The organism is Alkalihalobacillus sp. BA299 (assembly GCF_017745675.1).
Lineage (GTDB): Bacteria > Bacillota > Bacilli > Bacillales > Bacillaceae_F > Alkalihalobacterium.
On the sequence record NZ_JAFLJM010000009.1, the window covers coordinates 184,353 to 204,932 of the forward strand.

Genomic DNA, 20,580 nt, shown 5'->3' on the forward strand with positions numbered 1-20,580 from the left:
ATTAACTATGTAATAATTAATAGGAGGTATGTACATATGTCAGATAAGCGTATGGTAGCAAAACAAGCTCCACGTTTTGAAATGGATGCTGTTTTACCGAACAAGGAATTTGGAAAAGTAAGTTTAGAAGAAAACATGAAAAACGATAAGTGGACAGTCCTATTCTTCTATCCAATGGACTTCACATTCGTTTGCCCTACAGAAATTACTGCTTTAAGTGATCGTTATGATGAGTTTGAAGATTTAGATGCAGAAGTTATTGGGGTTTCTACAGATACAATTCATACACATAAGGCATGGATCAACACTTCTCGTGATGATAATGGTCTTGGTGAGTTAAAGTACCCACTAGCTGCAGATACTAACCACCAAGTTTCTCGTGAGTATGGTGTATTAATTGAAGATTCTGGTATTGCACTTCGTGGTCTTTTCATCATCAGCCCTGAAGGTGAATTAATGTACTCTGTTGTAAACCATAATAACATTGGCCGTGATGTAGATGAGACTTTACGTGTACTTCAAGCATTACAAACTGGCGGACTTTGCCCAGCGAACTGGAAGCCAGGTCAAGAAACATTAAACGTATAATATAAGGTCATATTATATATGAAGGAAAAGGTCTAGCAGCTATGTTAGACCTTTTTCAACTAGTTAATCATTTTATAGGAGGGAATATTATGGCGCTAAAGTTACGTTCTCCAATGCCTGATTTAAATGGTGCAACGGAGTGGTTAAATGGCAGTGAGGTTAACAAAGAGGATTTAGTAGGAAATAAGCCAACGTTATTTCATTTTTGGTCAGTTTCTTGTGGTTTATGTAAAGAGGCGATGCCGAATATTAATGAATTTCGTGATAAGTATAAGGACAAGTTAAATGTCATTGCTATTCATATGCCTCGTTCAGAAAAAGATACGGATGTAGAGCAAATCAAACAAGTAGCTGCAGAACATGGGATTACACAAGTAATTGCTGTAGATAATCAGCATAAAATTACTGACTCGTTTGAAAATGAGTACGTTCCAGCATATTACGTATTTGATGCAGATGGTCAGCTGCGGCATTTCCAGGCTGGTGGAAGCGGTATGAAAATGTTGACCAAGCGAGTAAATCGCGTGTTAGGGATAAAAGAAGAATAGAAAATTACAGCTATTCGTTTACGAGATAAATTATTAATATGAGCAACTGTAGCAGGCGGTTTCCTCTGACTGGGATTCTGTCTGCTTTTTGCTTTGTATAAATTAATTATTAGCAAAGAGCAATGATACTGTTCGTAAAGTAGGTAATTTATATAAAAATATGAACGGAAAATGATCGGTAAATCAAGGCGATAGTGAACGCAACACCTTTTTTAACTTATTGCCATATATAAGTAATGAGGTAATTTGATGAATATTATAGACAAACGAAATTCTTTAGCCAAACACGGAAGTCGCACGTATCGGCGCCGTTCTATAGGGGCCATTAAAAATATTGCTATTCATTCAAAGTGCCACAAAAACAGGTAGTGCGGATGCCTTTGCGAGATATCATGTAAATAGCTTAGGGTGGCCAGGGATTGGTTATCATTACGTAGTAGATAAAGAAGGTTCTATAAGCTGGTGTCACGACTTAGAGGTTGTTAGTTAGGGCAACAGACGTGGAATCGATTATTTTAAGTATGAAGGGTGACTCAAAGCCAAAATGGGTGACCGACACTTTGTTAGGGTTGTCCTCACTTCAACGACTTATGAATCACCATTCACCATTGTTTATGGTAAAATAGAGTAACAAGGCTTGGATGGAGGAAGAAATGTCATGAAAAAACAATTTGCTGTAATTGGTTTAGGGAGATTTGGTGGCAGCATTTGTAAAGAATTAATTAGGCAAGGTATGGAAGTCTTGGCAATCGATCAATCTCCTGAAAAAGTAGATGAATATAAAGACATCGTAACTCATGCAGTAGTTGCCAATTCGACAGATGAAATTGCATTAAAAAATTTAGGGATTAGAAACTTTGATCACGTCATTGTAGCTATTGGAGACGATATTCAATCAAGTATTTTAACAACTTTAATGTTAAATGAGTTAGGTGTAAAACATATTACGGTAAAAGCACAAAATGACTATCATGAAAAGGTGCTTGAAAAAATTGGTGCACATGAAATCGTCCATCCAGAGCGAGACATTGGTATACGAATCGCACATCACATTGTTTCCAAAAATGTATTGGATTACTTAGAGCTTTCTGATGAATATAGTATTGTAGAGTTAATTGCAGGGGAAAAAATGCACGGAAAGACTTTAATTGACTTAGATATTCGTGCTAAGTACGGAATAAATATTATGGCTATTAAACGGAATGAAAATATAAATGTATCACCGCAAGCTCATGAGAAAATCATTCGGGGAGATATATTAATTGTCATTGGTGCTGATAAAGATATTGATCGTTTTGAAAAACAGTTATTAGATGAGGACTAATTATATTAATAAATAATCAAAGGCTGACTAGAGGTCAGCCTTTTTGATTGATTCTAGTTTTATACTTCCATAATGATTGGTAAAATCATTGGCTTTCTCTTTGTACGTTCGTAAAGGAAAGGTCCAAGGATGTCACTAATTTCATTTTTTATTTCTGACCATTGTGTTGTTTTACGCTCCATTATTTCATCTAGATGTTTAGCGAGCAGTTGTTGTGCTTCGTGAATTAAGTCACCAGCTTCTCTCATATAAACGAAGCCACGAGAAATGATATCAGGTCCTGCCGAAACTTTAAATTCTTTCATATTTAAGCTCACGACAACTACAACTAGACCTTCTTCCGATAAGATACGGCGATCTCTCAAAACGATATTCCCAATATCTCCAATACCACTCCCATCAACATATACAGATCCTGAAGGGACTTTGCCGGAGATCATGGCTTCTTCTCGATTCATCGATAATACTTCACCATTGTCCATAATGAAGCAATTCTTTTCAGGAACGCCACAGTCTTGAGCTAGCTTCGTGTGCATTTTTAACATACGATACTCACCATGAATAGGGAAGAAATACTGCGGTTTCATTAGTCTTAACATTAACTTTTGTTCTTCTTGTCCACCATGCCCAGAAGTATGAATATTACTTAGTGAACCGTGTATAACATTTGCACCAACCCGGTATAGTTGATTAATTGTCTTACTTACACTAAGTGTGTTTCCTGGAATAGGTGAAGATGAAAACACAACGGTATCACCAGGGATAATTTGAATTTGGCGATGTGTACCAAATGCAATTCTTGATAAAGCTGCCATCGGCTCTCCTTGGCTTCCTGTACATAAAATAGTTACATGGTTGTCAGGGAGCTTATTTAATTGAGATGGTTCAATAAACGTCCCTTTTGGAGCACGTATATAACCAAGCTCTTGTCCAATCGTCAAAGCCGATTCCATACTTCGACCAAACACTGCAATCTTCCTCCCGTACTGCACAGAGGTTTCGACTACTTGTTGTAAGCGATGAATGTTTGAAGCGAAAGTGGCAAAAATAACGCGTCCTTCTACTTTACGGAAGATATTATCAATACTTTCTCCGACTTTTCGCTCAGACATTGTAAATTCGGGAATTTCACTATTCGTACTATCTGAAAGTAAACAAAGTACACCCTCCTCACCAATTTTAGCCATTTTAGTGAGGTTTGCTGGCTCTCCCACTGGTGTAAAGTCAAACTTGAAATCTCCTGTATGGACGATATTTCCAGCTGGAGTATTTACAACAATTCCATAGGCATCAGGAATACTATGTGTTGTACGGAAAAAAGTAACAGATGTATTCGCGAACTTGATAACTTGGTCTTCATGGATTTCGTGCATTTTAACTTTACGAATAAGTCCGTGCTCTTCTAGCTTATTTTTTATTAAACCAAGAGCTAGTTTACCGCCATAGATAGGAATATTTACCTCTCGCATTAAATAGGGAATTCCACCAATATGGTCTTCATGTCCGTGCGTAATAAACAAACCTTTAATTTTTTCTTCATTCCGAACTAAATATGTGTAATCAGGAATAACATAATCAATTCCCAGTAGCTCGTCCTCTGGGAATTTTATTCCTGCATCAATTAAAATGATCTCATCCTGGTACTGAATGGCATAGGTGTTCTTGCCGATCTCACCTAGCCCCCCTAGTGCGAATACAGATGCTTGATTAGGTTTAGCTTGTTTCATATGTTACCCCTGTTCTATTCTAAAGTTAGGATTTTGTTTTTCATACTCAAGAAATACTCCAGAAATCTTTTGTACGTATTCGATACTAATGTTTTTGTCGGCAAGTTTTTTTCGAGCTTCTCGCTCACTGTTTGCTTCTACATAATAAGATTTTGTATTTTCCCGAACAGGAACTTGTTCTGGTTTTGGTTGATAAAAAACTTTGTAAATCATAATACCTCTCCTTTTATATGGTTCAACCTTGTATTTATTTTCATATTATAAATGAAATTGGTTAGATTTTCATGCATTTATTCTTCTTTGCCAATTTTTTTCAATATTATTCATATTCATATGTAAAAAAGGGGAAGAAATTGTTAAGATTTTTCCCCCATTGTAGTTCTACTTATTATTGTGGACTTTGAGCAAGTCTTTTTTTAGGAAGGAGTCCACGACAGTGCTTCACTAATTTTCGTTTTAGCTTCTTAAGCATTTCTTTTCCTCCTTGTAGGAAGTAATGTTTAAAGCCCTATCATTTTGTTTTTAGTATGTGGAAAAAAGAAAAAAAAACTACAAGGTAATTACTGGCTAATTTAAGCATTTCTCTTTCAAATGAGAGGACATGAACACTTTGATAATGTACGTTGGCATCGTTATTCTATGGATGTATTACCTTGATAACGGAAAAGACGTGACCCTCATTGCTGGAGTCACGTCTTTTCTACAATTTAGGTAAGGCTCTTTTAAATTTTCCTTCATAACCTTCAATGCGGTCATAAAACATAATACCATTAAGATGATCAATTTCATGTTGAAATACAATGGAGGTAAGCCCTTTTAAACGCCAAGTAACTTCCTCCCCTTCAAGTGTAGTTCCTTTAACTGTAATTCTAGAATATCTTGGGACAATTCCAGGAACGTCACGATCAACAGAAAGACAACCCTCCCCATTTTCAAGGTGGTTAAGTTCAACAGAATGACTAATAATTTTAGGGTTAAACATACCACAACTTACTAAATTGTCATTTTCGTCATATACATGAACAGCGATCATTCTTTTACTAATTCCAATTTGTGGAGCAGCAAGTCCAATTCCTGGTCGTAGACCGTATTGCTCCGCAATCTCAGGGTTTTGACTATTAATAACGAACTCGAGCATTTTTTCTAAAGTTTGTTTGTCTTCTTCTGATGGTGGTAAAGGTACTTCCTTTGCAATTTGTCGTAAGACAGGATGACCTTCTCGAATAACATCCTTCATCGTAATCATTTTTTCATACAACCCCTTTTTTTCTAGTCCATATGTATAATATACAATTCATAAAATAATTCCATATTTATAGTATACCAAAAAAGTCCAAAACGGAAAAAACGGAAGTCGATTGAACTCCCGTTTTCTTATAAGCAAATTAAGCGCCGTAACGAGAAGCACCTACAATGATTAATAAAATGAAGAGAACAACGATTAAAGCGAAGCCTCTTCCGCGTCCGTAACCTGGTCCATAAGCTCCAGCTACTGGTGCTCCATAACCGTATCCACAAGGATCATAGCATCCATATCCGTGCATGTTTCATGACCTCCTTTAAGAATTACATCGCTATCTCGCGACTCACTAATACACTATGCGCTAAATAAATTCCTGTTTGGTCATATACCCAATTTATAATAAAAACTTTATTGAACTTTGATATTAGGTACTATAATTTTTAAAATCTAAATATACTATCTATAAATGTACAAGTCGTAATGAAATAAATATTGTCAAATGGTGGATTTTTGTATAATGTTTTAGTGAATGAAGTTGTATAATTGGGAATTATGGGGATGGGAGGTATTCGGTTTGAAACTGAAGCATTTAAGCTTTATTTTAGGTGTAGTAATGGTTTTGTTCCTCGGTGCCTGTGGAAGCAAGCCTGCAGAAAATATGTATACTCATTTGGAGAAGGCGGTTGTATTGGAGGAGGTTTTTGAGCAACAACAGGAACCACTTGTAGCTGCGGAAAAGAAAGAGCATGAAATATATGAACAAATTATAAAGTTAGGTATGTCTGAGTTTGAGGAAATTGTAGAACTTTCTAATCAAGCAATTTCTATTGTTCAAGAACGAAGGGAATTAATAGATAAAGAAAAAATGAGTATTGAAGCAGGCTACGAAGAGTTTATAAAAATAGAACCTGAAATTGAAAATATTAAAGAAGAAGAAATTAAAGATCATTCCATTAAATTAATGGAAACAATGGAGGATCGAATTAACAGCTATCATGTGTTGTATGATGAATATGAAAAAGCACTAAATTTAGATGAAGAATTGTATATAATGCTTCAAAAAGAAGATTTAACAATTGATGAATTACAAGAAAAGATTGACCAAATCAATGAAGCTTATGAAGTTGTAATGAAAGCAAAAGATGAATTTAATGAATATACAGAAGCATATAATAAGCTAAAGAAAGAGTTTTATATACTGGCTGAATTAGATGTTACATTTGAAGAATAAAAGTAAGGGAAATGTCTTTTTAGGCATTTCCTTTTTAGTTTGAACTTCATTTTTATGGTGTTATGTTGTTATTGTATTATTCTGTACTACATAATTTATTTTTGATATATAACACAGTTTTTAAATTATATATAGATAACTTTTAAATAGCTTTTTTAAAAATTGTTAAGCAAAAGGATTGACGGGGGAAAACAATGTGATGTAGACTAAATCCTGAAAGAAAAATTGTATCAGTCATTTTTAAAAAATATTGATACAGTTTTAAAACATCATATATTTGGTTAAGGGAATAATTCATTGGGTATTTAATATATTACATACTTTTTTTACAGATGAAAGATTAGATGACGATTTCTTCAAAAGAGTGATATCCAACCTTAACCTATAAAAGAAGAGGTTACTTGCTACGAGCGTTGTAAACAGTGTATTGGAATCAAGTGAAAATGGGTATCCTAGAAAATGGGTATTCATGTTACTTTTTATAAAAGTTTCAATGCTAACATAGTAAAGATCCACATTAAGAATATGCCAGTTAGGCGTTTATTAGAAAGGAAGAGGTGAAGAACTTGAGTACGAAAACAGTAGAACAAATTGAAAATCAGTTTGAAATGTTTCAAATTTTAAATGAAGAAGGAAAAGTTATTAACGAGGCTGCAATGCCTGAGCTATCTGACGAACAACTTCAAGAAATGATGCGTCGTATGGTTTATACCCGTATTTGGGATCAACGTGCTATTTCTTTAAACCGTCAAGGACGTTTAGGGTTTTATGCTCCGGTTTCAGGGCAAGAAGCATCAATGCTAGGTTCTCAATATGCATTAGACAAGGAAGATTGGATTTTACCTGGTTATCGTGATATCCCACAAATGGTATTTCACGGATTCCCGTTATACAAAGCATTTTTATATTCACGTGGACATTATGAAGGCGGAAGAATGCCTGAAGGTGTAAACGTTTTAATGCCTCAAATCATTATTGGAGCGCAAATCGTTCAAACAGCAGGTGTTGCTCTTGGACTCAAGCGTAAAGGTAAAAAGAACGTTGCAATTACGTATACTGGTGATGGTGGAGCTTCTCAAGGGGATTTCTATGAGGGAATGAACTTTGCCGGTGCATTCCAAGCTCCAGCAATATTTGTTGTACAAAATAACCGTTTTGCCATTTCAGTACCTGTTGAAAAGCAATCTGCAGCAAAAACTATTGCTCAAAAAGCAGTTGCAGCAGGGATTGAAGGTATCCAAGTTGATGGAATGGACATCTTAGCGGTTTATGCTGCAACTACGCAGGCTCGTGAACGTGCGGTCAATGAAGGGATGCCGACTTTAATTGAAACGATGTGTTACCGTTATGGACCACATACTATGGCTGGAGATGACCCAACACGTTATCGTACTAGTGATCTAGATGATGAGTGGGAGAAGAAAGATCCATTAGTTCGCTTCCGTAAATTCTTAGAAGGCAAAGGCTTATGGACAGAAGATATGGAAAACGAAATGGTAGAAAAAGCAAAAGAAGATATCAAAGAAGCAATTAAACAAGCTGATGCGGCACCGAAACAAAAGGTGACAGATTTAATTGAATTTATGTATGAAGAACTTCCTTATAACCTACAAGAACAAATGGAAGAATATAAAGCAAAGGAGTCGAAATAATCCATGGCGCAAATGACGATGATTCAAGCTATTACGGATGCAATGCGTAATGAGCTAAAAAGAGATGAAAATGTTCTCGTATTTGGAGAAGACGTCGGTAAAAATGGTGGAGTATTCCGTGCTACTGATGGATTACAAGCAGAGTTCGGTGAAGAGCGCGTATTTGATACACCATTAGCTGAATCTGGTATCGGTGGGTTAGCGATCGGATTAGGTTTAACAGGCTTCCGTCCGGTAATGGAAATTCAATTCTTCGGTTTTGTATTCGAAGTATTTGACTCGGTAGCAGCACAGATGGCTCGTATGCGTTACCGTTCTGGTGGTAAATATCATTCACCGATTACAGTTCGTTCACCATTAGGTGGGGGTGTAAAAACGCCGGAATTACATGCTGATAATTTAGAGGGATTAGTTGCGCAAACGCCAGGTTTAAAAGTAGTTTACCCCTCAACTCCTTATGATGCAAAAGGTTTATTAATTTCAGCAATTCGTGATAACGATCCAGTTATTTTCCTTGAACATATGAAATTATATCGTTCATTCCGTGGCGAAGTACCTGAAGAAGAGTACACAATTCCACTTGGTAAAGCTGATGTAAAACGTGAAGGTAAAGACATTTCAATTATTACATATGGTGCAATGGTTCACTCTTCATTAAAAGCAGCTGAAGAGTTAGAAAAAGAGGGTATTGATGCTGAAGTTATCGACCTTCGTACAGTGAGTCCATTAGATATTGAAACAATCGTTGCTTCTATCGAAAAAACGAATCGTGCAGTCGTTGTACAAGAGGCACAAAAACAAGCAGGTGTTGCTGCAAATGTAATGGCAGAAATTACTGAACGTGCAATCTTACATTTAGAAGCACCAGTTTTACGAGTAACTGCACCAGATACAGTTTTCCCATTTGCGGCTGCTGAAGATGTATGGCTACCTGATTATAAAGACATCGTCGAAAAAGCAAAGCAAGTCGTTAATTTTTAATTAATGTACTGAAAAAGAAGTCGATTGGTTTCTTTTTCAGTCTTTTTTCACGATTTCAAAGGTTATAGATAATACTTAGTATAAAATAATAAGGCTGCTGGATATAGATTTCTTGAAATTTTTATGAAATATTATCAGTCTCAAATTAAATGACAAAGGGAGGCGCTTTTTGTGGCATTTGAATTTAAACTTCCTGATATCGGTGAAGGTATCCATGAAGGTGAAATTGTTAAGTGGTTTGTAAAGCCAGGTGACGAAGTCAAAGAAGATGATATTTTACTTGAAGTACAAAATGATAAAGCTGTAGTTGAGATTCCATCACCAGTTGAAGGTAAAATATTAGACATTAAAGTAAGTGAAGGTACAGTTGCAGTAGTTGGAGACGTTCTTGTTACGATAGATTATGATGGTGAAGCACCTCAATCGGCTCATGGACATGAAGAAGAAGCACCAGCGCCAGCTAAAGAGGAAGTAAATGCTGAGGAACCAAAAGAGGCTGCGCCTGTTGCTACAGAAGAAGTAGATGAAAGTCGTCGTGTTATTGCTATGCCTTCAGTACGTAAATATGCTCGTGAAAAAGGTGTTAACATACGTGCGGTACAAGGAACAGGAAATAATGGTCGTATCGTACTAGAAGATATCGATAGTTATTTAGCAGGTGGACAAACTGAAGCACCAGCACAAACTCAAGAAGCAGCCCCTGCTGAAGAGGCAGCACCAAAAGCACAACAAGCAGAGCCTGTTGCTATTCCAGAAGGTGCTAATGAAGAGCGTGTACCACTTAAAGGTATCCGTAAAGCAATTGCTAAAGCGATGGTTAACTCTAAACATACAGCGCCTCATGTTACTCATATGGATGAAATCGATGTAACTGCGCTTGTTGCTCATCGTAAGCAATATAAAGAGGCAGCTGCTGAGCAAGGTGTTAAATTAACATACTTACCTTACGTAGTAAAAGCATTAACTGCTGCGTTACGTAAATACCCTGCTCTTAACGCTTCAATTGATGACGTGAATGAAGAGATTGTGTACAAAAACTATTTCAATATTGGTATTGCAGCTGATACGGATCAAGGGTTAGTTGTACCGGTAGTTAAAGATGCTGATCGCAAATCCATTTATACCATTGCACAAGAAATTAGTGAATTAGCTGTAAAAGCTCGTGATGGTAAGCTTAGCCCGAATGAAATGAAAGGTGGCACATGTACAATTTCTAATTTAGGTTCAGCACGTGGAGCATGGTTTACACCAGTTATTAACCATCCTGAAGTAGCGATTTTAGGTATCGGCCGTATTGAAGAAAAAGCGGTGGTTAAAAATGGAGAAATCGTAGCTGCTCCAGTACTAAATTTATCTATTAGCTATGACCACCGTCTAATTGATGGAGTAACAGCACAAAATGCCTTGAATCATGTTAAACGTTTATTAAACGACCCACAATTGTTATTAATGGAGGGATAAGTAATGGTAGTTGGGGATTTCGCAACAGAAGTAGATACTCTTGTCATCGGCTCAGGCCCTGGCGGTTATGTAGCAGCTATTCGCGCTGCCCAATTAGGACAAAAAGTAACGATTGTTGAGAAAGGTAATCTTGGTGGAGTTTGTTTAAATGTCGGTTGTATTCCTTCAAAAGCATTAATTCAAGCTGGACATCGTTTTCATGATGCTAACTCATCTGAGAATATGGGAATTTCAGTCGAAAAAGTCAACCTTGATTTCACAAAAATGCAAGAATGGAAAGCATCTGTTGTTAACAAGTTAACAGGTGGGGTAGAAGGTCTTTTAAAAGGTAATAAAGTTGAAATTGTTAAAGGTGAAGCATACTTTGCGGATAAAGATTCTGTTCGTATCATGGACGATAAGCAAGCGCAAACGTACAAGTTTAAAAATTGTATCATTGCTACAGGGTCTCGCCCGATTGAAATTCCAGCTTTTAAATGGAGTAAACGTGTATTAAGTTCAACGGGTGCACTAAATTTAACAGAGCTTCCTAAGAAGTTAATTGTTATTGGTGGTGGCTATATTGGAATTGAACTTGGAGCAGCATATTCTAACCTTGGTTCAGAAGTTGTTATATTAGAGGGCGGAAAGCAAATTCTTCCAGGTTTTGAAAAACAAATGAGTCAGCTTGTGACACGTCGTATGAAAAAGAATGGTGTAGAATTCTATACTGAAGCTTTAGCACAAGGTGTAGAAGAAACAGATAGTGGCGTTACAGTTACAGCTGAAGTAAAAGGTGAAACAAAGACGTTTGAAGGAGACTATGTATTAGTCACGGTTGGACGTCGTCCGAATACCGAAGAAATTGGTTTAGAACAAATCGGTGTTGATATTGATGAGCGTGGCTTTATTAAAGTTGACAAACAGTGTAAAACATCTGTCGATGGAATCTACGCCATTGGTGATATTGTAGCTGGTCCTATGCTTGCTCATAAAGCTTCCTATGAAGCTAAAGTAGCAGCAGAAGCAATTGGAGGTCATCCTGCTGAAGTTGATTATCTTGCTATTCCTGCTGTTGTTTTCTCAGGTCCAGAACTTGCAACTGTAGGATTAAATGAAAAAGAAGCAAAAGAAGAAGGCTATGACGTTGTTGTTTCTAAATTCCCATTTGCTGCTAATGGTCGAGCTTTATCGTTAGATGAGACAGATGGGTTTATGAAAATGGTCACACGTAAAGATGATGGCTTAGTACTAGGTGTACAAATTGCTGGCGCGAATGCATCTGATATGATTTCTGAAGCTTGTGTCGCTATTGAAGCAGGTATGACAGCCGAAGATATTGCTCTAACGATTCATGCGCATCCATCATTAGGTGAAATTACAATGGAAACTGCTGAAGTAGCACTTGGTATGCCTATCCATATTGTAAAATAAATGTCATTTAATTGCTTTGTAATTTAATTATAAAAAGGCTGACTTTTGGTCAGCCTTTTTCAATTTATTTATTTAATTTGTGTTCTAATCATCTGCTCCATGGTAGGATAATTCTTTATCTTCCATATTTAAAGCATGAGTGAGCATATCAATAATATCCTCTTTCGAATGCTTTCCTTCAATAACTAAATGTACATCATCACCACTTAAAACCATTAAAGTTGGATATGTATTCACATTAAAATAACGAATAACTTTACGTTCGCTCGCGTAAACGATTTGGAACGGGAAGTGTTTATCTGGGAATAATCGTTGCATCTCTAATAATGCATCATAGAAACTCGCTTCCTCTAGAATCGATTCCTCATTTGAAAAAAGGACAGTCATATATTCTGTATTGTCTGTTACGAGTGGATTTGTTGTTGCCTCTGATGACCAACACCCTGAAGTAAACAATAAGGTCGTTAAGAGCAAGTAAGATAAATGTTGTCTCATCTTTTGACCTCACTTCCTATGAAGGATAAATTAATTGATATTATTTTACCATGCCATTTTATGGTTGTACCTGAAGTAACATAAATGTAATGAAATAGAAAAGTAAATATAAAAAGACGGTCATCACTTTGACCGTCTTTTCGATTACTCTTCTTTCTTATTTTTAGAAATAGTGCTTATCTGTTTTTTTAATACTGCAATTTCTTCCTTTAATTTTAACTTTTCTTCTCTTAACCTTAGTTTTTCATCCTTCATCCGAAGCTTATCTTGATACAATATCGGTTTTTCTTGCCGTAATGATTTGATTAAAGAAAATATCATAAAAATCATTAAAATCGCAAATGGGAATGCAGCTATGATGGAAGCCGTTTGTAAAGCTCCTAATCCCCCTGATGCTAATAACACGGCAGCTGCTGCAGACTGTATAATTCCCCATATGAATTTTACAGAATTGGCTGGATTTAAACTACCATTTGTTGTTTGCATACCAAGGACAAATGTAGCAGAGTCAGCAGAGGTAATAAAAAATGAACAAATCAGTAAGATGGCAATGATAGACATTAACATCCCAAAAGGAAACTGATCTAATACCGCAAATAAAGCTAACTCCATTCCTTGCTCTTCTATTACGCTCATAATACCTATATCACTATGCAAATCAAGTGATATAGCAGTTCCTCCAAAGACAGAAAACCATAAGGCACCAAAAATGGTCGGTACCGCTAAAACACCGATAACAAATTCACGAATTGTACGTCCTTTAGATACTCTAGCAATAAATGTTCCAACAAATGGAGCCCATGCAATCCACCATGCCCAATAGAAGATTGTCCAACCTTGTACCCAATTCGTTTCAGGATTAAATGGATCGATACGGAAGCTCATCCCTGCTAAATTTTGAAGGTAGCTGCCGAGTGTTTGAGTAAAAACTCCCATGATAAATGTAGTTGGTCCTACGAATAACAAGAAAAGTAGTAATCCAATGGCTAAATAGATATTCGTTTTACTTAATATGCGAATTCCTTTGTTTAAACCTGTTTGAGCAGATAACATATATAGGATCGTAATAATGACAATAATTATTAGCTGAGTTACCAGATTATTACTTACTCCGGGAATAAGCTTCGAAGCACCACCAGAGATTTGCATCGTTCCGAAACCAAGTGATGTAGCGACTCCGAAAATGGTTGCAAATACAACGATAACATTAATGAAAGTGCCAATTGGGCCGTTGACACGATCACCAAGGAGCGGTTTAAATGCTGCACTTAATACACCAGGTGCACCTTTTCTAAATTGAAAATAGGCCAAAACTAAGGCAACTATGGAATAGACAGCCCAAGGATGTAATCCCCAGTGAAAAAAGGCATAACGCATGGCTATACTTGCTGCTTGATATGAATCAACGTCTGGATTTGGCGGATAATAAAAGTGGTACATCGGCTCAGCAACACCCCAAAATACGAGCCCAATTCCCATTCCTGCTGTAAATAAAAACGCAAACCAAGTTAAATAATTATATTCTGGTCGATCCTCAGGTTTTCCCAAACGTATTCTTCCATACGGACTAAAGATAAGATAAATAGCAAAGATGAGAAAACCTGTAGTTGCTAATAGATAAAACCAGCCAAATTTTTCGGTAATAAAACTTTGGATTGTGGCTGTTGTTGTATCAAGATGATTTGGAGCAATTACTCCCCATAAAATAAAGGCAATTGCTATAATTAATGAAATAGAAAACACAGGTGTTAATTTCTTCAAAAAAATATACTCCTTTCCTGCCTATTAAATTTTCCGTTAATAAAGGTACCATAGTACTAAATAATACTCAAATAATATATCTTATAAAAATTAATCATACTGTACCTCTGTGGGGAAAACATAGCTTGGATATGATTGTTCAGAAAGAGAAAACCTTTTTTCTCTTTCTGTTACATCAGCTAATTCAATTGTTAATTGTTGGATGATATACAATTCGTAAAAAACTTTTTGCACAAAGAGTAAATCTGTATCATCATATTCCATATAATGTAGGTTTTCCTTTATTATCTTCATCCATTCTTGATGACAATCCTTAATTTGATGTAGTGGATCTTTATAGATATCTGCAAGAGTTGATATAGCTTTCTTTAAGAGATCCCACTCGAAATCAGAGAAATAGCTTCTTTTTATTCGTAGGTAGGTAAGGTTGCCAATTCTTAAATTAATTTGTTCAATAAAATGCAATTTTTTAAGTAAATATTGAAAAGAACGAAATTCATTTTCTTCAAAGTGACGATACTTCCATTCATCGGATTGAAACTGTGTTAATTGATATATTTTTTCTATCTGTTGAGAAAGTGGGCGATATGTAATAAAAGGGTGCTCTTCTGTTTCGTTATATAAAAGAGACATCAATTTATTTGCGGCTTCTGAATATAACGTCTCAATTTGTTGAACGACGATTGGACCAAACTTTGGTGGTAAGACAACATAGTTTACGCATGTTGATACGATAATTCCAATTGAAGTTCCTGATAATCTGAATATAAAATCATGAAGCATATTATCTGTCGTACCTGGAATCATAGCTACAGCAGTTAACGTTGCGACCAATGTTCCCGTATCTAATTTTAATCGAGCACAAGCAACAATCGTTAGCATGGCTACTAAAGAATACGTTAATGCAGACTGGCCAATTAGAAATTCAAGCAAAACAGCAAAGAGAGCACCTAGAGCAGCAGCTGGTAAGCGAATGACCCCTTTTTTTAATGAATCTGCAGCTGTAGGCTCTGTCGTAACAATTGCAGTAATGATAGCGAAAACGATAGGTAAGTCCATTAATTTACATATGAAAGCTGTAACAAATACTGAGAGTCCCGTTTTCAACACACGCCGTCCAATCCATTTTGTGCTTCTCATATAACCACCTTCTTTGCCGACCATCCATAATTAGTATTGGACTCCTATTTATTAGATATACAGCGAAAAGGTGTGTTTAAAAATTTATTTGGATAATATATTCAATATTAGAGGATGTCTATCATGGCATTGAAATCTAATAAATGGTTAGGTTGGTGTAAATATGAGATATCTCATCATACTAATGTGCGGTTTCATTTTAGTTATTACAGGATGTAGTGGTTTTGGTAGTACTGAAAAAGAAAGTCTACCGGTAGAAGATGAAATCCATATCGAGGTAGAAAAAGTAGAGGAAGTAGGGGAAAGAGAAGAATTAGATAATGCTATTGACAAAGGGGTAAGTTCGACAGAAGAGGCTATAGAAGAAGTAGAAGAGACGTTGCAACCAAAATATAAATTAAATCCAGCAAATTTTTTAATTCAGCCGCTTCAAGAGGCTGTCGAAAAAAAAGTCGTTCTTTTTACGATTGACGATGCACCTGATCAATACGGAGCAGAAATGGCACAAATTTTATATGATTTAGATGTAAATGCGATTTTCTTTGTGAACGGAATTTTTATTAATAAAGGATCTGGGAAAGAACAGTTGAAGAAAATTCATGAATTAGGTTTTGAAATTGGTAATCATACGATAAGTCATAAAAATTTAAGTAAGCTTTCAGCTGAAGAACAAAAAAGAGAAATTGTAGAGCTTAACGATCAAATTGAAGAAATCATTGGGGAGCGTCCACGGTTTTTTAGAGCGCCATTTGGCGTTAATACAGACGTATCAAAACAAGTAGTAAAAGAAGAGGGCATGCAATGGATGAATTGGACATACGGGTATGACTATTTTAAAGAGTATACCAATAGAGAAGCACTTGTAGATATAATGGTTAACGCACCAGAACTGATCGATGGGGCTAATTTATTAATGCATGACCGCAAGTGGACGCTGGAAGCATTAGAAGATATCGTTACAGGATTGAGAGACAAAGGGTTTAAAATCGTTGACCCTAAAGAAATAAAATGACTAAGAATAAATTTATGAAGAAGCGTCTAAGCTGATAACTAGCTGAGGCGCTTTAATTTTTGGGGAGATTTACGAAAACAGCCTTTCTATGAAAGAATAAAGAAATTTGTATTTTTTTGTAGAAGCTTGTCATGTTATAGGCGAAAAGATAAAATAATGAATGGAAGTAGTCGTTATTAGAAAGTAGAGATGATAATGAAAATAAAATATATATATTGTTTTTTCATTCTCGTAATGTTGTTTACAGGATGTCAGTCAGAGGAAAAAGAGTTTGGAGAGTTGCCTGAGAAAAAACTTAAAAAAGAGCCGAGTAATGTCGTTCAATTACCAATAGAGCTTACGAAAAATGAAGCAAGATTTCCAGTAGAGGATTTAGTTTCAGAAACAGCTGGTTCTCTTCAATATGATTCAATTCATCGTACATTACATTTAACGATTAATGATGACCAGTTTTATTTAATAGATGGTGTGCCTGTGTTAGAAAGAAATGGTGAATATATAGCTAATGATGAAATCTATTTAATAATCGAAGATGATAGACCTTATTTACCTTCCTCTTTTCTTGAAGCAGGCCTTGGGTTAGACATTAATTATTCAAAAGAGGTCGTTTCTTTTGAGTGGCTTGGACCAGTTGAAAAAGTAGGTGGACCTCCATCTGACTTTAATTTTGAAACTTGGGATACTGAGAAGATGATTGATTATCTTTCTTTTTTAAAAAAACCGATTAAAGGAGCTCAAGTTAGTACGATTCCTAGTCATTTACCAGGTGCGAAACGCCCTTATCGTAACGGCTATCATGAAGGGGTAGATTGGTATGATTTTGCATCAGGTGGAGATATCAATATTGAAACACCGATTTATGGGATGGCAAAAGGTATTGTTGTACGAGCTGACCATAATTATAAAGAATACCCTTCTCCAGAAGTCAGAAATAAAGATCTAAAGTTTACGTCAAGTTTAGGAGAAACACCTGAATATATATTCGATAAGTTACGTGGAAGGCAAGTATGGATACAATATCCGAATGGTGTGATGAGTCGTTTTGCGCACTTATCTGCTATTCCTGAAGAAATTCAAGTTGGACAAGAAATTGATGAAAACACTATTATAGGTTATGTTGGTAACTCAGGAACAAGCGGTGCAGTTAATCAAGATTTAACAGAGTTACATTTACATCAAGATCTTTTAATCTATGGAGAATTATTTTGGAAGCCTTTAAAGCAAGATGAAGTGCTGACCGTTCTAAAAAATATATTTAAACAGTAATAAATAAAGCAAAAGATAAGAACAGGTAATTGCCTGTTCTTATCTTTTGTAAAAATACATAATTCTCCCGTTAAATAATTGAACCTCTGCTTGAAGTTTTTTACCTAAAAACTTACAAAACTCATTGGCTTTACCTTTGTCGCCATGTGTAGCACCTTCTGGTAATATAACTTGTATGTATGCTTGTGAAGCTTCATTGCCCTCACTATCTTCAATCGTTTCATGCCCTACACCGAAAACAATGTATTTATATCTCGCTGTACCGTTACTTTTCAACCAGAGCCAATTTCCATCACTATCAGGAAGGTCGGCAATTTGGTATGGAAAAGCAGCTTCTCCATAACCCCAATCTAATTGATTTCCTGTTTTTTTTGTAATGGTTTGATAATATTTGAAAATATCTTTTAATTCTTCCAAAGTTATATCTTGTTGCGTCGACTTTTTAACAAGCTTGATGAATGCATGGTCAGACATATACTTCTACTCCCAACTTTAAAACGTTTTCAATTTCACCTATTATCTTAGCATTAGTCATGGTTGCTGACAACATTATTGAGAATTAGGAGAAATGAACCAAGGTAATGAAAATCATCATATTGAATAATATAGAATAGAATAATATAGAATAAGTGAATAGTGAAATATTGAGAAAATGGAATACTAAGTAGAAGATAAAAGACCATAGAGAAAAACGTTAATATTCGTAAGGAAAAATGGGGGAAGAAGTATGGATAAATCAGATTTATTAGACGAAATTAGACTTGAGGTAGGGCTTGTTACTGAATATGCAAATTCTCAAAGTGAGTTTTATCATGGGATTATCGAAGCTTTTGGAAAATATATAATAGAAGGGTACAGTGTCGGGATATATTTAACTGATGATATTTCTTTTCAACTAGTCTCTAGTGTTGGAAGTATTTCATATGAAACGAAAGAGTTTTTTGGTCACGGTCATTTAAGTTTGTGTGCTATAAAAGGACATATTTCTACTATAGATCTTGGGTACTCCATTCGATTATTTGCTCCATTTTATGAAAATCATCATTTAATTGGAATTTTAGTATTCCATTTACCCAAAATGAAATATCAAATAACCGAAGAGGATTTAATATTCGTTCAGGAGATTTGTAGGCATATAGAATTGAACCAAAATCAATATAGTAATTAGGTGAAGTTAAATATTCAAAATATTTTCACAAATTATACCAGTAGTTAGTTGATTAAGATGTTCAGATCGGTTATAATGATATCAGAATATTAAGAATATGATAACTGTAAAATAAGATTTTTTAATTCTTGGACATAGCTATATACAAAAAGACGTCTCCTTTTTGTATATAGTTGTCAATATATATTTGAATAATTTTGGAGGTGGACTAAATGAATTTGTTTGAGCGTTTATACGACGAGCAAGAAAATGTGAAGGTACAATTTATTGGGTTTACTACTGACGATGTTCGTTATGATTTTGGCATTGTCTATACAAACATGTTCTTTGGTAAACCTCTAGTGGTCTGCATGCAAACAGGCCGTTCTGCGCTATTATGTGCTGACGATGTAAATAATGTAGATCATATTCAGAAAGTATTTTATATTCGATCTGCAAAAGAGGCAGAGGATTTAGCAACGTTCTTTGAAAAGACGTTACCGACAATGCCATTAGAACCGCAATATTAATCAAAAAACAAACTTATTAATAAAATAGGTTCAAAAAAGAGGCTGACATAAGACATAAGGTTAGCCTCTTTTTATTGGGTATTTTCTAAAACTTTGTGATTCTTAGACTGTTTGGAAACTATATAATCAGTAGATAAGGTTTTATTGTACAATAAATACAAAAAAATATATAAATGTGTCATACAAATTAGTGTTGACATTGTTAATATGACATATTATTATAAATACATAGACATCAGAAAACGTTTACAAAACCAATATTAAATTTAAGGGAGATGGGAATTGTGGGAATCATCGTCTGTCAAACTTGCAATACAACAATTGAACATTTCGAAGGTGAAAAAGTAACGACTCTGTATGCAAAATGTTCAGGATGCGAAAAGTGTAAAGATAAAGTGAATAAATTAAAATAATGATTGATATGAGGAACTCTACATGTAGAGTTCCTTCTTTTTTTTTAATGTAAATCTAAAAAAAGACTGACATTTGGTGGCAGTCTCTTTATGGAAGAATAAGAAGTTTAAATTTCGAGGATGTCTAGCTGCAGGTGTCATCGGCTCGAGGTCGTTTCGGTCCATCAAACGTGTCCAAAAGTCAGGACACTAATTGCTGGCCCTCCAGCGCTTGTCGCCGATAAGCAGACACCTTCCGCTTTTCTATTGTCTAGCTGCAGTGCCCAGCGTCTAGTGGACTTCGCTCTCCTCCTTACGATAAGTCAACATCGACTCGTTAGCACTCGCCGTGTTTCCTTTATCTCATACGGGAGGGCTCCAGTCCATACGCCGCTAAACGGGCGCTTCCGCTTTTCTATTGTCTAGCTGCAGCGCCCAGCGTCTAGTGGACTTCGCTCTCCTCCTTACGATAAGTCAACATCGACTCGTTAGCACTCGCCGTGTTTCCTTTATCTCATACGGGAGGGCTCCAGTCCATACGTCGCTAAACGGGCGCTTCCGCTTTTCTATTGTCTAGCTGCAGCGCCCAGCGTCTAGTGGACTTCGCTCTCCTCCTTACGATAAGTCAACATCGACTCGTTAGCACTCGCCGTGTTTCCTTTATCTCAT

22 protein-coding genes are annotated in these 20,580 nt (G+C 35.8%); 14 read left to right on the forward strand and 8 right to left on the reverse strand.

The window, feature by feature from the left end; all coding sequences use genetic code 11:
* Positions 1–36 precede the first annotated feature (36 nt).
* The 4 genes from J0N78_RS13780 to J0N78_RS13795 all read left to right on the forward strand — a co-directional run bounded on the left by J0N78_RS13780 (position 37) and on the right by J0N78_RS13795 (position 2,460).
* Positions 37–588 (forward strand): peroxiredoxin, encoded by a 552-nt coding sequence (locus tag J0N78_RS13780; RefSeq protein ID WP_209123682.1) that lies wholly within the window; start codon positions 37–39, stop codon positions 586–588.
* A gap of 89 nt (positions 589–677) precedes the next feature.
* Positions 678–1,136, forward strand: a complete 459-nt coding sequence (locus tag J0N78_RS13785; RefSeq protein ID WP_209123683.1) for a TlpA family protein disulfide reductase — start codon at positions 678–680, stop codon at positions 1,134–1,136.
* 334 nt (positions 1,137–1,470) lie between these two features.
* Positions 1,471–1,626: a hypothetical protein gene (locus tag J0N78_RS13790; protein ID WP_209123684.1), complete on the forward strand. Its 156-nt coding sequence runs from the start codon at positions 1,471–1,473 to the stop codon at positions 1,624–1,626.
* Positions 1,627–1,794: 168 nt separating this feature from the next.
* Positions 1,795–2,460, forward strand: a complete 666-nt coding sequence (locus J0N78_RS13795) for a potassium channel family protein (RefSeq protein ID WP_209123685.1) — start codon at positions 1,795–1,797, stop codon at positions 2,458–2,460.
* A gap of 59 nt (positions 2,461–2,519) precedes the next feature.
* Here J0N78_RS13795 and rnjA read toward each other — a convergent pair whose 3' ends face one another.
* The 4 genes from rnjA to J0N78_RS13815 all read right to left on the reverse strand — a co-directional run bounded on the left by rnjA (position 2,520) and on the right by J0N78_RS13815 (position 5,731).
* Positions 2,520–4,187 carry a ribonuclease J1 gene (gene rnjA, locus J0N78_RS13800; protein ID WP_209123686.1) on the reverse strand — a complete coding sequence of 556 codons (1,668 nt, stop codon included), beginning with the start codon at positions 4,185–4,187 and terminating at the stop codon, positions 2,520–2,522.
* A 3-nt stretch (positions 4,188–4,190) separates the two neighbouring features.
* Positions 4,191–4,400 (reverse strand): DNA-dependent RNA polymerase subunit epsilon, encoded by a 210-nt coding sequence (locus tag J0N78_RS13805; protein WP_209123687.1) that lies wholly within the window; start codon positions 4,398–4,400, stop codon positions 4,191–4,193.
* A 487-nt stretch (positions 4,401–4,887) separates the two neighbouring features.
* A complete protein-coding gene (gene def, locus J0N78_RS13810) occupies positions 4,888–5,433 on the reverse strand; it encodes a peptide deformylase (protein ID WP_209123688.1) in 546 nt (181 codons plus the stop codon).
* Positions 5,434–5,572: 139 nt separating this feature from the next.
* A complete protein-coding gene (locus J0N78_RS13815; protein ID WP_209123689.1) occupies positions 5,573–5,731 on the reverse strand; it encodes a YjcZ family sporulation protein in 159 nt (52 codons plus the stop codon).
* A 273-nt stretch (positions 5,732–6,004) separates the two neighbouring features.
* Here J0N78_RS13815 and J0N78_RS13820 point away from each other — a divergent pair, with 273 nt between their 5' ends.
* From J0N78_RS13820 to lpdA, 5 genes are all read left to right on the forward strand, one after another.
* Positions 6,005–6,661 carry a YkyA family protein gene (locus tag J0N78_RS13820; RefSeq protein ID WP_209123690.1) on the forward strand — a complete coding sequence of 219 codons (657 nt, stop codon included), beginning with the start codon at positions 6,005–6,007 and terminating at the stop codon, positions 6,659–6,661.
* Between the two features lie 608 nt (positions 6,662–7,269).
* Positions 7,270–8,313 carry a pyruvate dehydrogenase (acetyl-transferring) E1 component subunit alpha gene (gene pdhA, locus J0N78_RS13825; protein ID WP_209123714.1) on the forward strand — a complete coding sequence of 348 codons (1,044 nt, stop codon included), beginning with the start codon at positions 7,270–7,272 and terminating at the stop codon, positions 8,311–8,313.
* 3 nt (positions 8,314–8,316) lie between these two features.
* Positions 8,317–9,294 carry an alpha-ketoacid dehydrogenase subunit beta gene (locus tag J0N78_RS13830; RefSeq protein WP_209123691.1) on the forward strand — a complete coding sequence of 326 codons (978 nt, stop codon included), beginning with the start codon at positions 8,317–8,319 and terminating at the stop codon, positions 9,292–9,294.
* Positions 9,295–9,465: 171 nt separating this feature from the next.
* A complete protein-coding gene (locus J0N78_RS13835; RefSeq protein WP_209123692.1) occupies positions 9,466–10,755 on the forward strand; it encodes a dihydrolipoamide acetyltransferase family protein in 1,290 nt (429 codons plus the stop codon).
* Positions 10,756–10,758: 3 nt separating this feature from the next.
* Complete coding sequence (gene lpdA, locus J0N78_RS13840; protein ID WP_209123693.1) at positions 10,759–12,168, forward strand: dihydrolipoyl dehydrogenase; 1,410 nt, start codon at positions 10,759–10,761, stop codon at positions 12,166–12,168.
* An 84-nt stretch (positions 12,169–12,252) separates the two neighbouring features.
* On the opposite strand, the gene J0N78_RS13845 is transcribed toward lpdA, so the two are convergent.
* The 3 genes from J0N78_RS13845 to J0N78_RS13855 form a co-directional block, all read right to left on the reverse strand.
* Entirely contained in the window at positions 12,253–12,663 is a 411-nt protein-coding gene (locus tag J0N78_RS13845) for a hypothetical protein (protein WP_209123694.1), read from the reverse strand.
* 144 nt (positions 12,664–12,807) lie between these two features.
* Entirely contained in the window at positions 12,808–14,424 is a 1,617-nt protein-coding gene (locus J0N78_RS13850; RefSeq protein WP_209123695.1) for a glycine betaine uptake BCCT transporter, read from the reverse strand.
* A gap of 90 nt (positions 14,425–14,514) precedes the next feature.
* Positions 14,515–15,564 (reverse strand): FUSC family protein, encoded by a 1,050-nt coding sequence (locus J0N78_RS13855; protein ID WP_209123696.1) that lies wholly within the window; start codon positions 15,562–15,564, stop codon positions 14,515–14,517.
* A 163-nt stretch (positions 15,565–15,727) separates the two neighbouring features.
* Here J0N78_RS13855 and J0N78_RS13860 point away from each other — a divergent pair, with 163 nt between their 5' ends.
* Positions 15,728–16,576 (forward strand): polysaccharide deacetylase family protein, encoded by an 849-nt coding sequence (locus J0N78_RS13860; RefSeq protein WP_209123697.1) that lies wholly within the window; start codon positions 15,728–15,730, stop codon positions 16,574–16,576.
* Positions 16,577–16,771: 195 nt separating this feature from the next.
* Positions 16,772–17,842 carry a M23 family metallopeptidase gene (locus J0N78_RS13865; protein WP_209123698.1) on the forward strand — a complete coding sequence of 357 codons (1,071 nt, stop codon included), beginning with the start codon at positions 16,772–16,774 and terminating at the stop codon, positions 17,840–17,842.
* 39 nt (positions 17,843–17,881) lie between these two features.
* On the opposite strand, the gene J0N78_RS13870 is transcribed toward J0N78_RS13865, so the two are convergent.
* Positions 17,882–18,316 carry a DUF1885 family protein gene (locus tag J0N78_RS13870; RefSeq protein ID WP_209123699.1) on the reverse strand — a complete coding sequence of 145 codons (435 nt, stop codon included), beginning with the start codon at positions 18,314–18,316 and terminating at the stop codon, positions 17,882–17,884.
* A gap of 253 nt (positions 18,317–18,569) precedes the next feature.
* Between J0N78_RS13870 and J0N78_RS13875 the strand changes: the two genes are divergently transcribed.
* The 3 genes from J0N78_RS13875 to J0N78_RS13885 all read left to right on the forward strand — a co-directional run bounded on the left by J0N78_RS13875 (position 18,570) and on the right by J0N78_RS13885 (position 19,932).
* On the forward strand, positions 18,570–19,010 hold the full coding sequence (locus J0N78_RS13875; protein ID WP_209123700.1) for a hypothetical protein: 441 nt from the start codon (positions 18,570–18,572) through the stop codon (positions 19,008–19,010).
* A 212-nt stretch (positions 19,011–19,222) separates the two neighbouring features.
* The gene (locus J0N78_RS13880) at positions 19,223–19,519 is read left to right on the forward strand and encodes a DUF3055 domain-containing protein (protein ID WP_209123701.1); all 297 of its coding nucleotides are present in this window, start codon (positions 19,223–19,225) and stop codon (positions 19,517–19,519) included.
* Positions 19,520–19,794: 275 nt separating this feature from the next.
* Complete coding sequence (locus tag J0N78_RS13885) at positions 19,795–19,932, forward strand: GapA-binding peptide SR1P (RefSeq protein ID WP_247747305.1); 138 nt, start codon at positions 19,795–19,797, stop codon at positions 19,930–19,932.
* Positions 19,933–20,580 lie beyond the last annotated feature (648 nt).

Bases quoted from the DNA above. Each gene is read 5' to 3' on its own strand.
- J0N78_RS13780 (WP_209123682.1), top strand. From the start codon at position 37: ATGTCAGATAAGCGTATGGTAGCAAAACAAGCTCCACGTTTTGAAATG.
- J0N78_RS13785 (WP_209123683.1), top strand. From the start codon at position 678: ATGGCGCTAAAGTTACGTTCTCCAATGCCTGATTTAAATGGTGCAACG.
- J0N78_RS13795 (WP_209123685.1), top strand. From the start codon at position 1,795: ATGAAAAAACAATTTGCTGTAATTGGTTTAGGGAGATTTGGTGGCAGC.
- rnjA (WP_209123686.1), bottom strand. From the start codon at position 4,187: ATGAAACAAGCTAAACCTAATCAAGCATCTGTATTCGCACTAGGGGGG.
- J0N78_RS13805 (WP_209123687.1), bottom strand. From the start codon at position 4,400: ATGATTTACAAAGTTTTTTATCAACCAAAACCAGAACAAGTTCCTGTT.
- def (WP_209123688.1), bottom strand. From the start codon at position 5,433: ATGATTACGATGAAGGATGTTATTCGAGAAGGTCATCCTGTCTTACGA.
- J0N78_RS13815 (WP_209123689.1), bottom strand. From the start codon at position 5,731: ATGCACGGATATGGATGCTATGATCCTTGTGGATACGGTTATGGAGCA.
- pdhA (WP_209123714.1), top strand. From the start codon at position 7,270: ATGTTTCAAATTTTAAATGAAGAAGGAAAAGTTATTAACGAGGCTGCA.
- J0N78_RS13830 (WP_209123691.1), top strand. From the start codon at position 8,317: ATGGCGCAAATGACGATGATTCAAGCTATTACGGATGCAATGCGTAAT.
- lpdA (WP_209123693.1), top strand. From the start codon at position 10,759: ATGGTAGTTGGGGATTTCGCAACAGAAGTAGATACTCTTGTCATCGGC.
- J0N78_RS13845 (WP_209123694.1), bottom strand. From the start codon at position 12,663: ATGAGACAACATTTATCTTACTTGCTCTTAACGACCTTATTGTTTACT.
- J0N78_RS13855 (WP_209123696.1), bottom strand. From the start codon at position 15,564: ATGAGAAGCACAAAATGGATTGGACGGCGTGTGTTGAAAACGGGACTC.
- J0N78_RS13860 (WP_209123697.1), top strand. From the start codon at position 15,728: ATGAGATATCTCATCATACTAATGTGCGGTTTCATTTTAGTTATTACA.
- J0N78_RS13865 (WP_209123698.1), top strand. From the start codon at position 16,772: ATGAAAATAAAATATATATATTGTTTTTTCATTCTCGTAATGTTGTTT.
- J0N78_RS13870 (WP_209123699.1), bottom strand. From the start codon at position 18,316: ATGTCTGACCATGCATTCATCAAGCTTGTTAAAAAGTCGACGCAACAA.
- J0N78_RS13875 (WP_209123700.1), top strand. From the start codon at position 18,570: ATGGATAAATCAGATTTATTAGACGAAATTAGACTTGAGGTAGGGCTT.
- J0N78_RS13880 (WP_209123701.1), top strand. From the start codon at position 19,223: ATGAATTTGTTTGAGCGTTTATACGACGAGCAAGAAAATGTGAAGGTA.
- J0N78_RS13885 (WP_247747305.1), top strand. From the start codon at position 19,795: ATGGGAATTGTGGGAATCATCGTCTGTCAAACTTGCAATACAACAATT.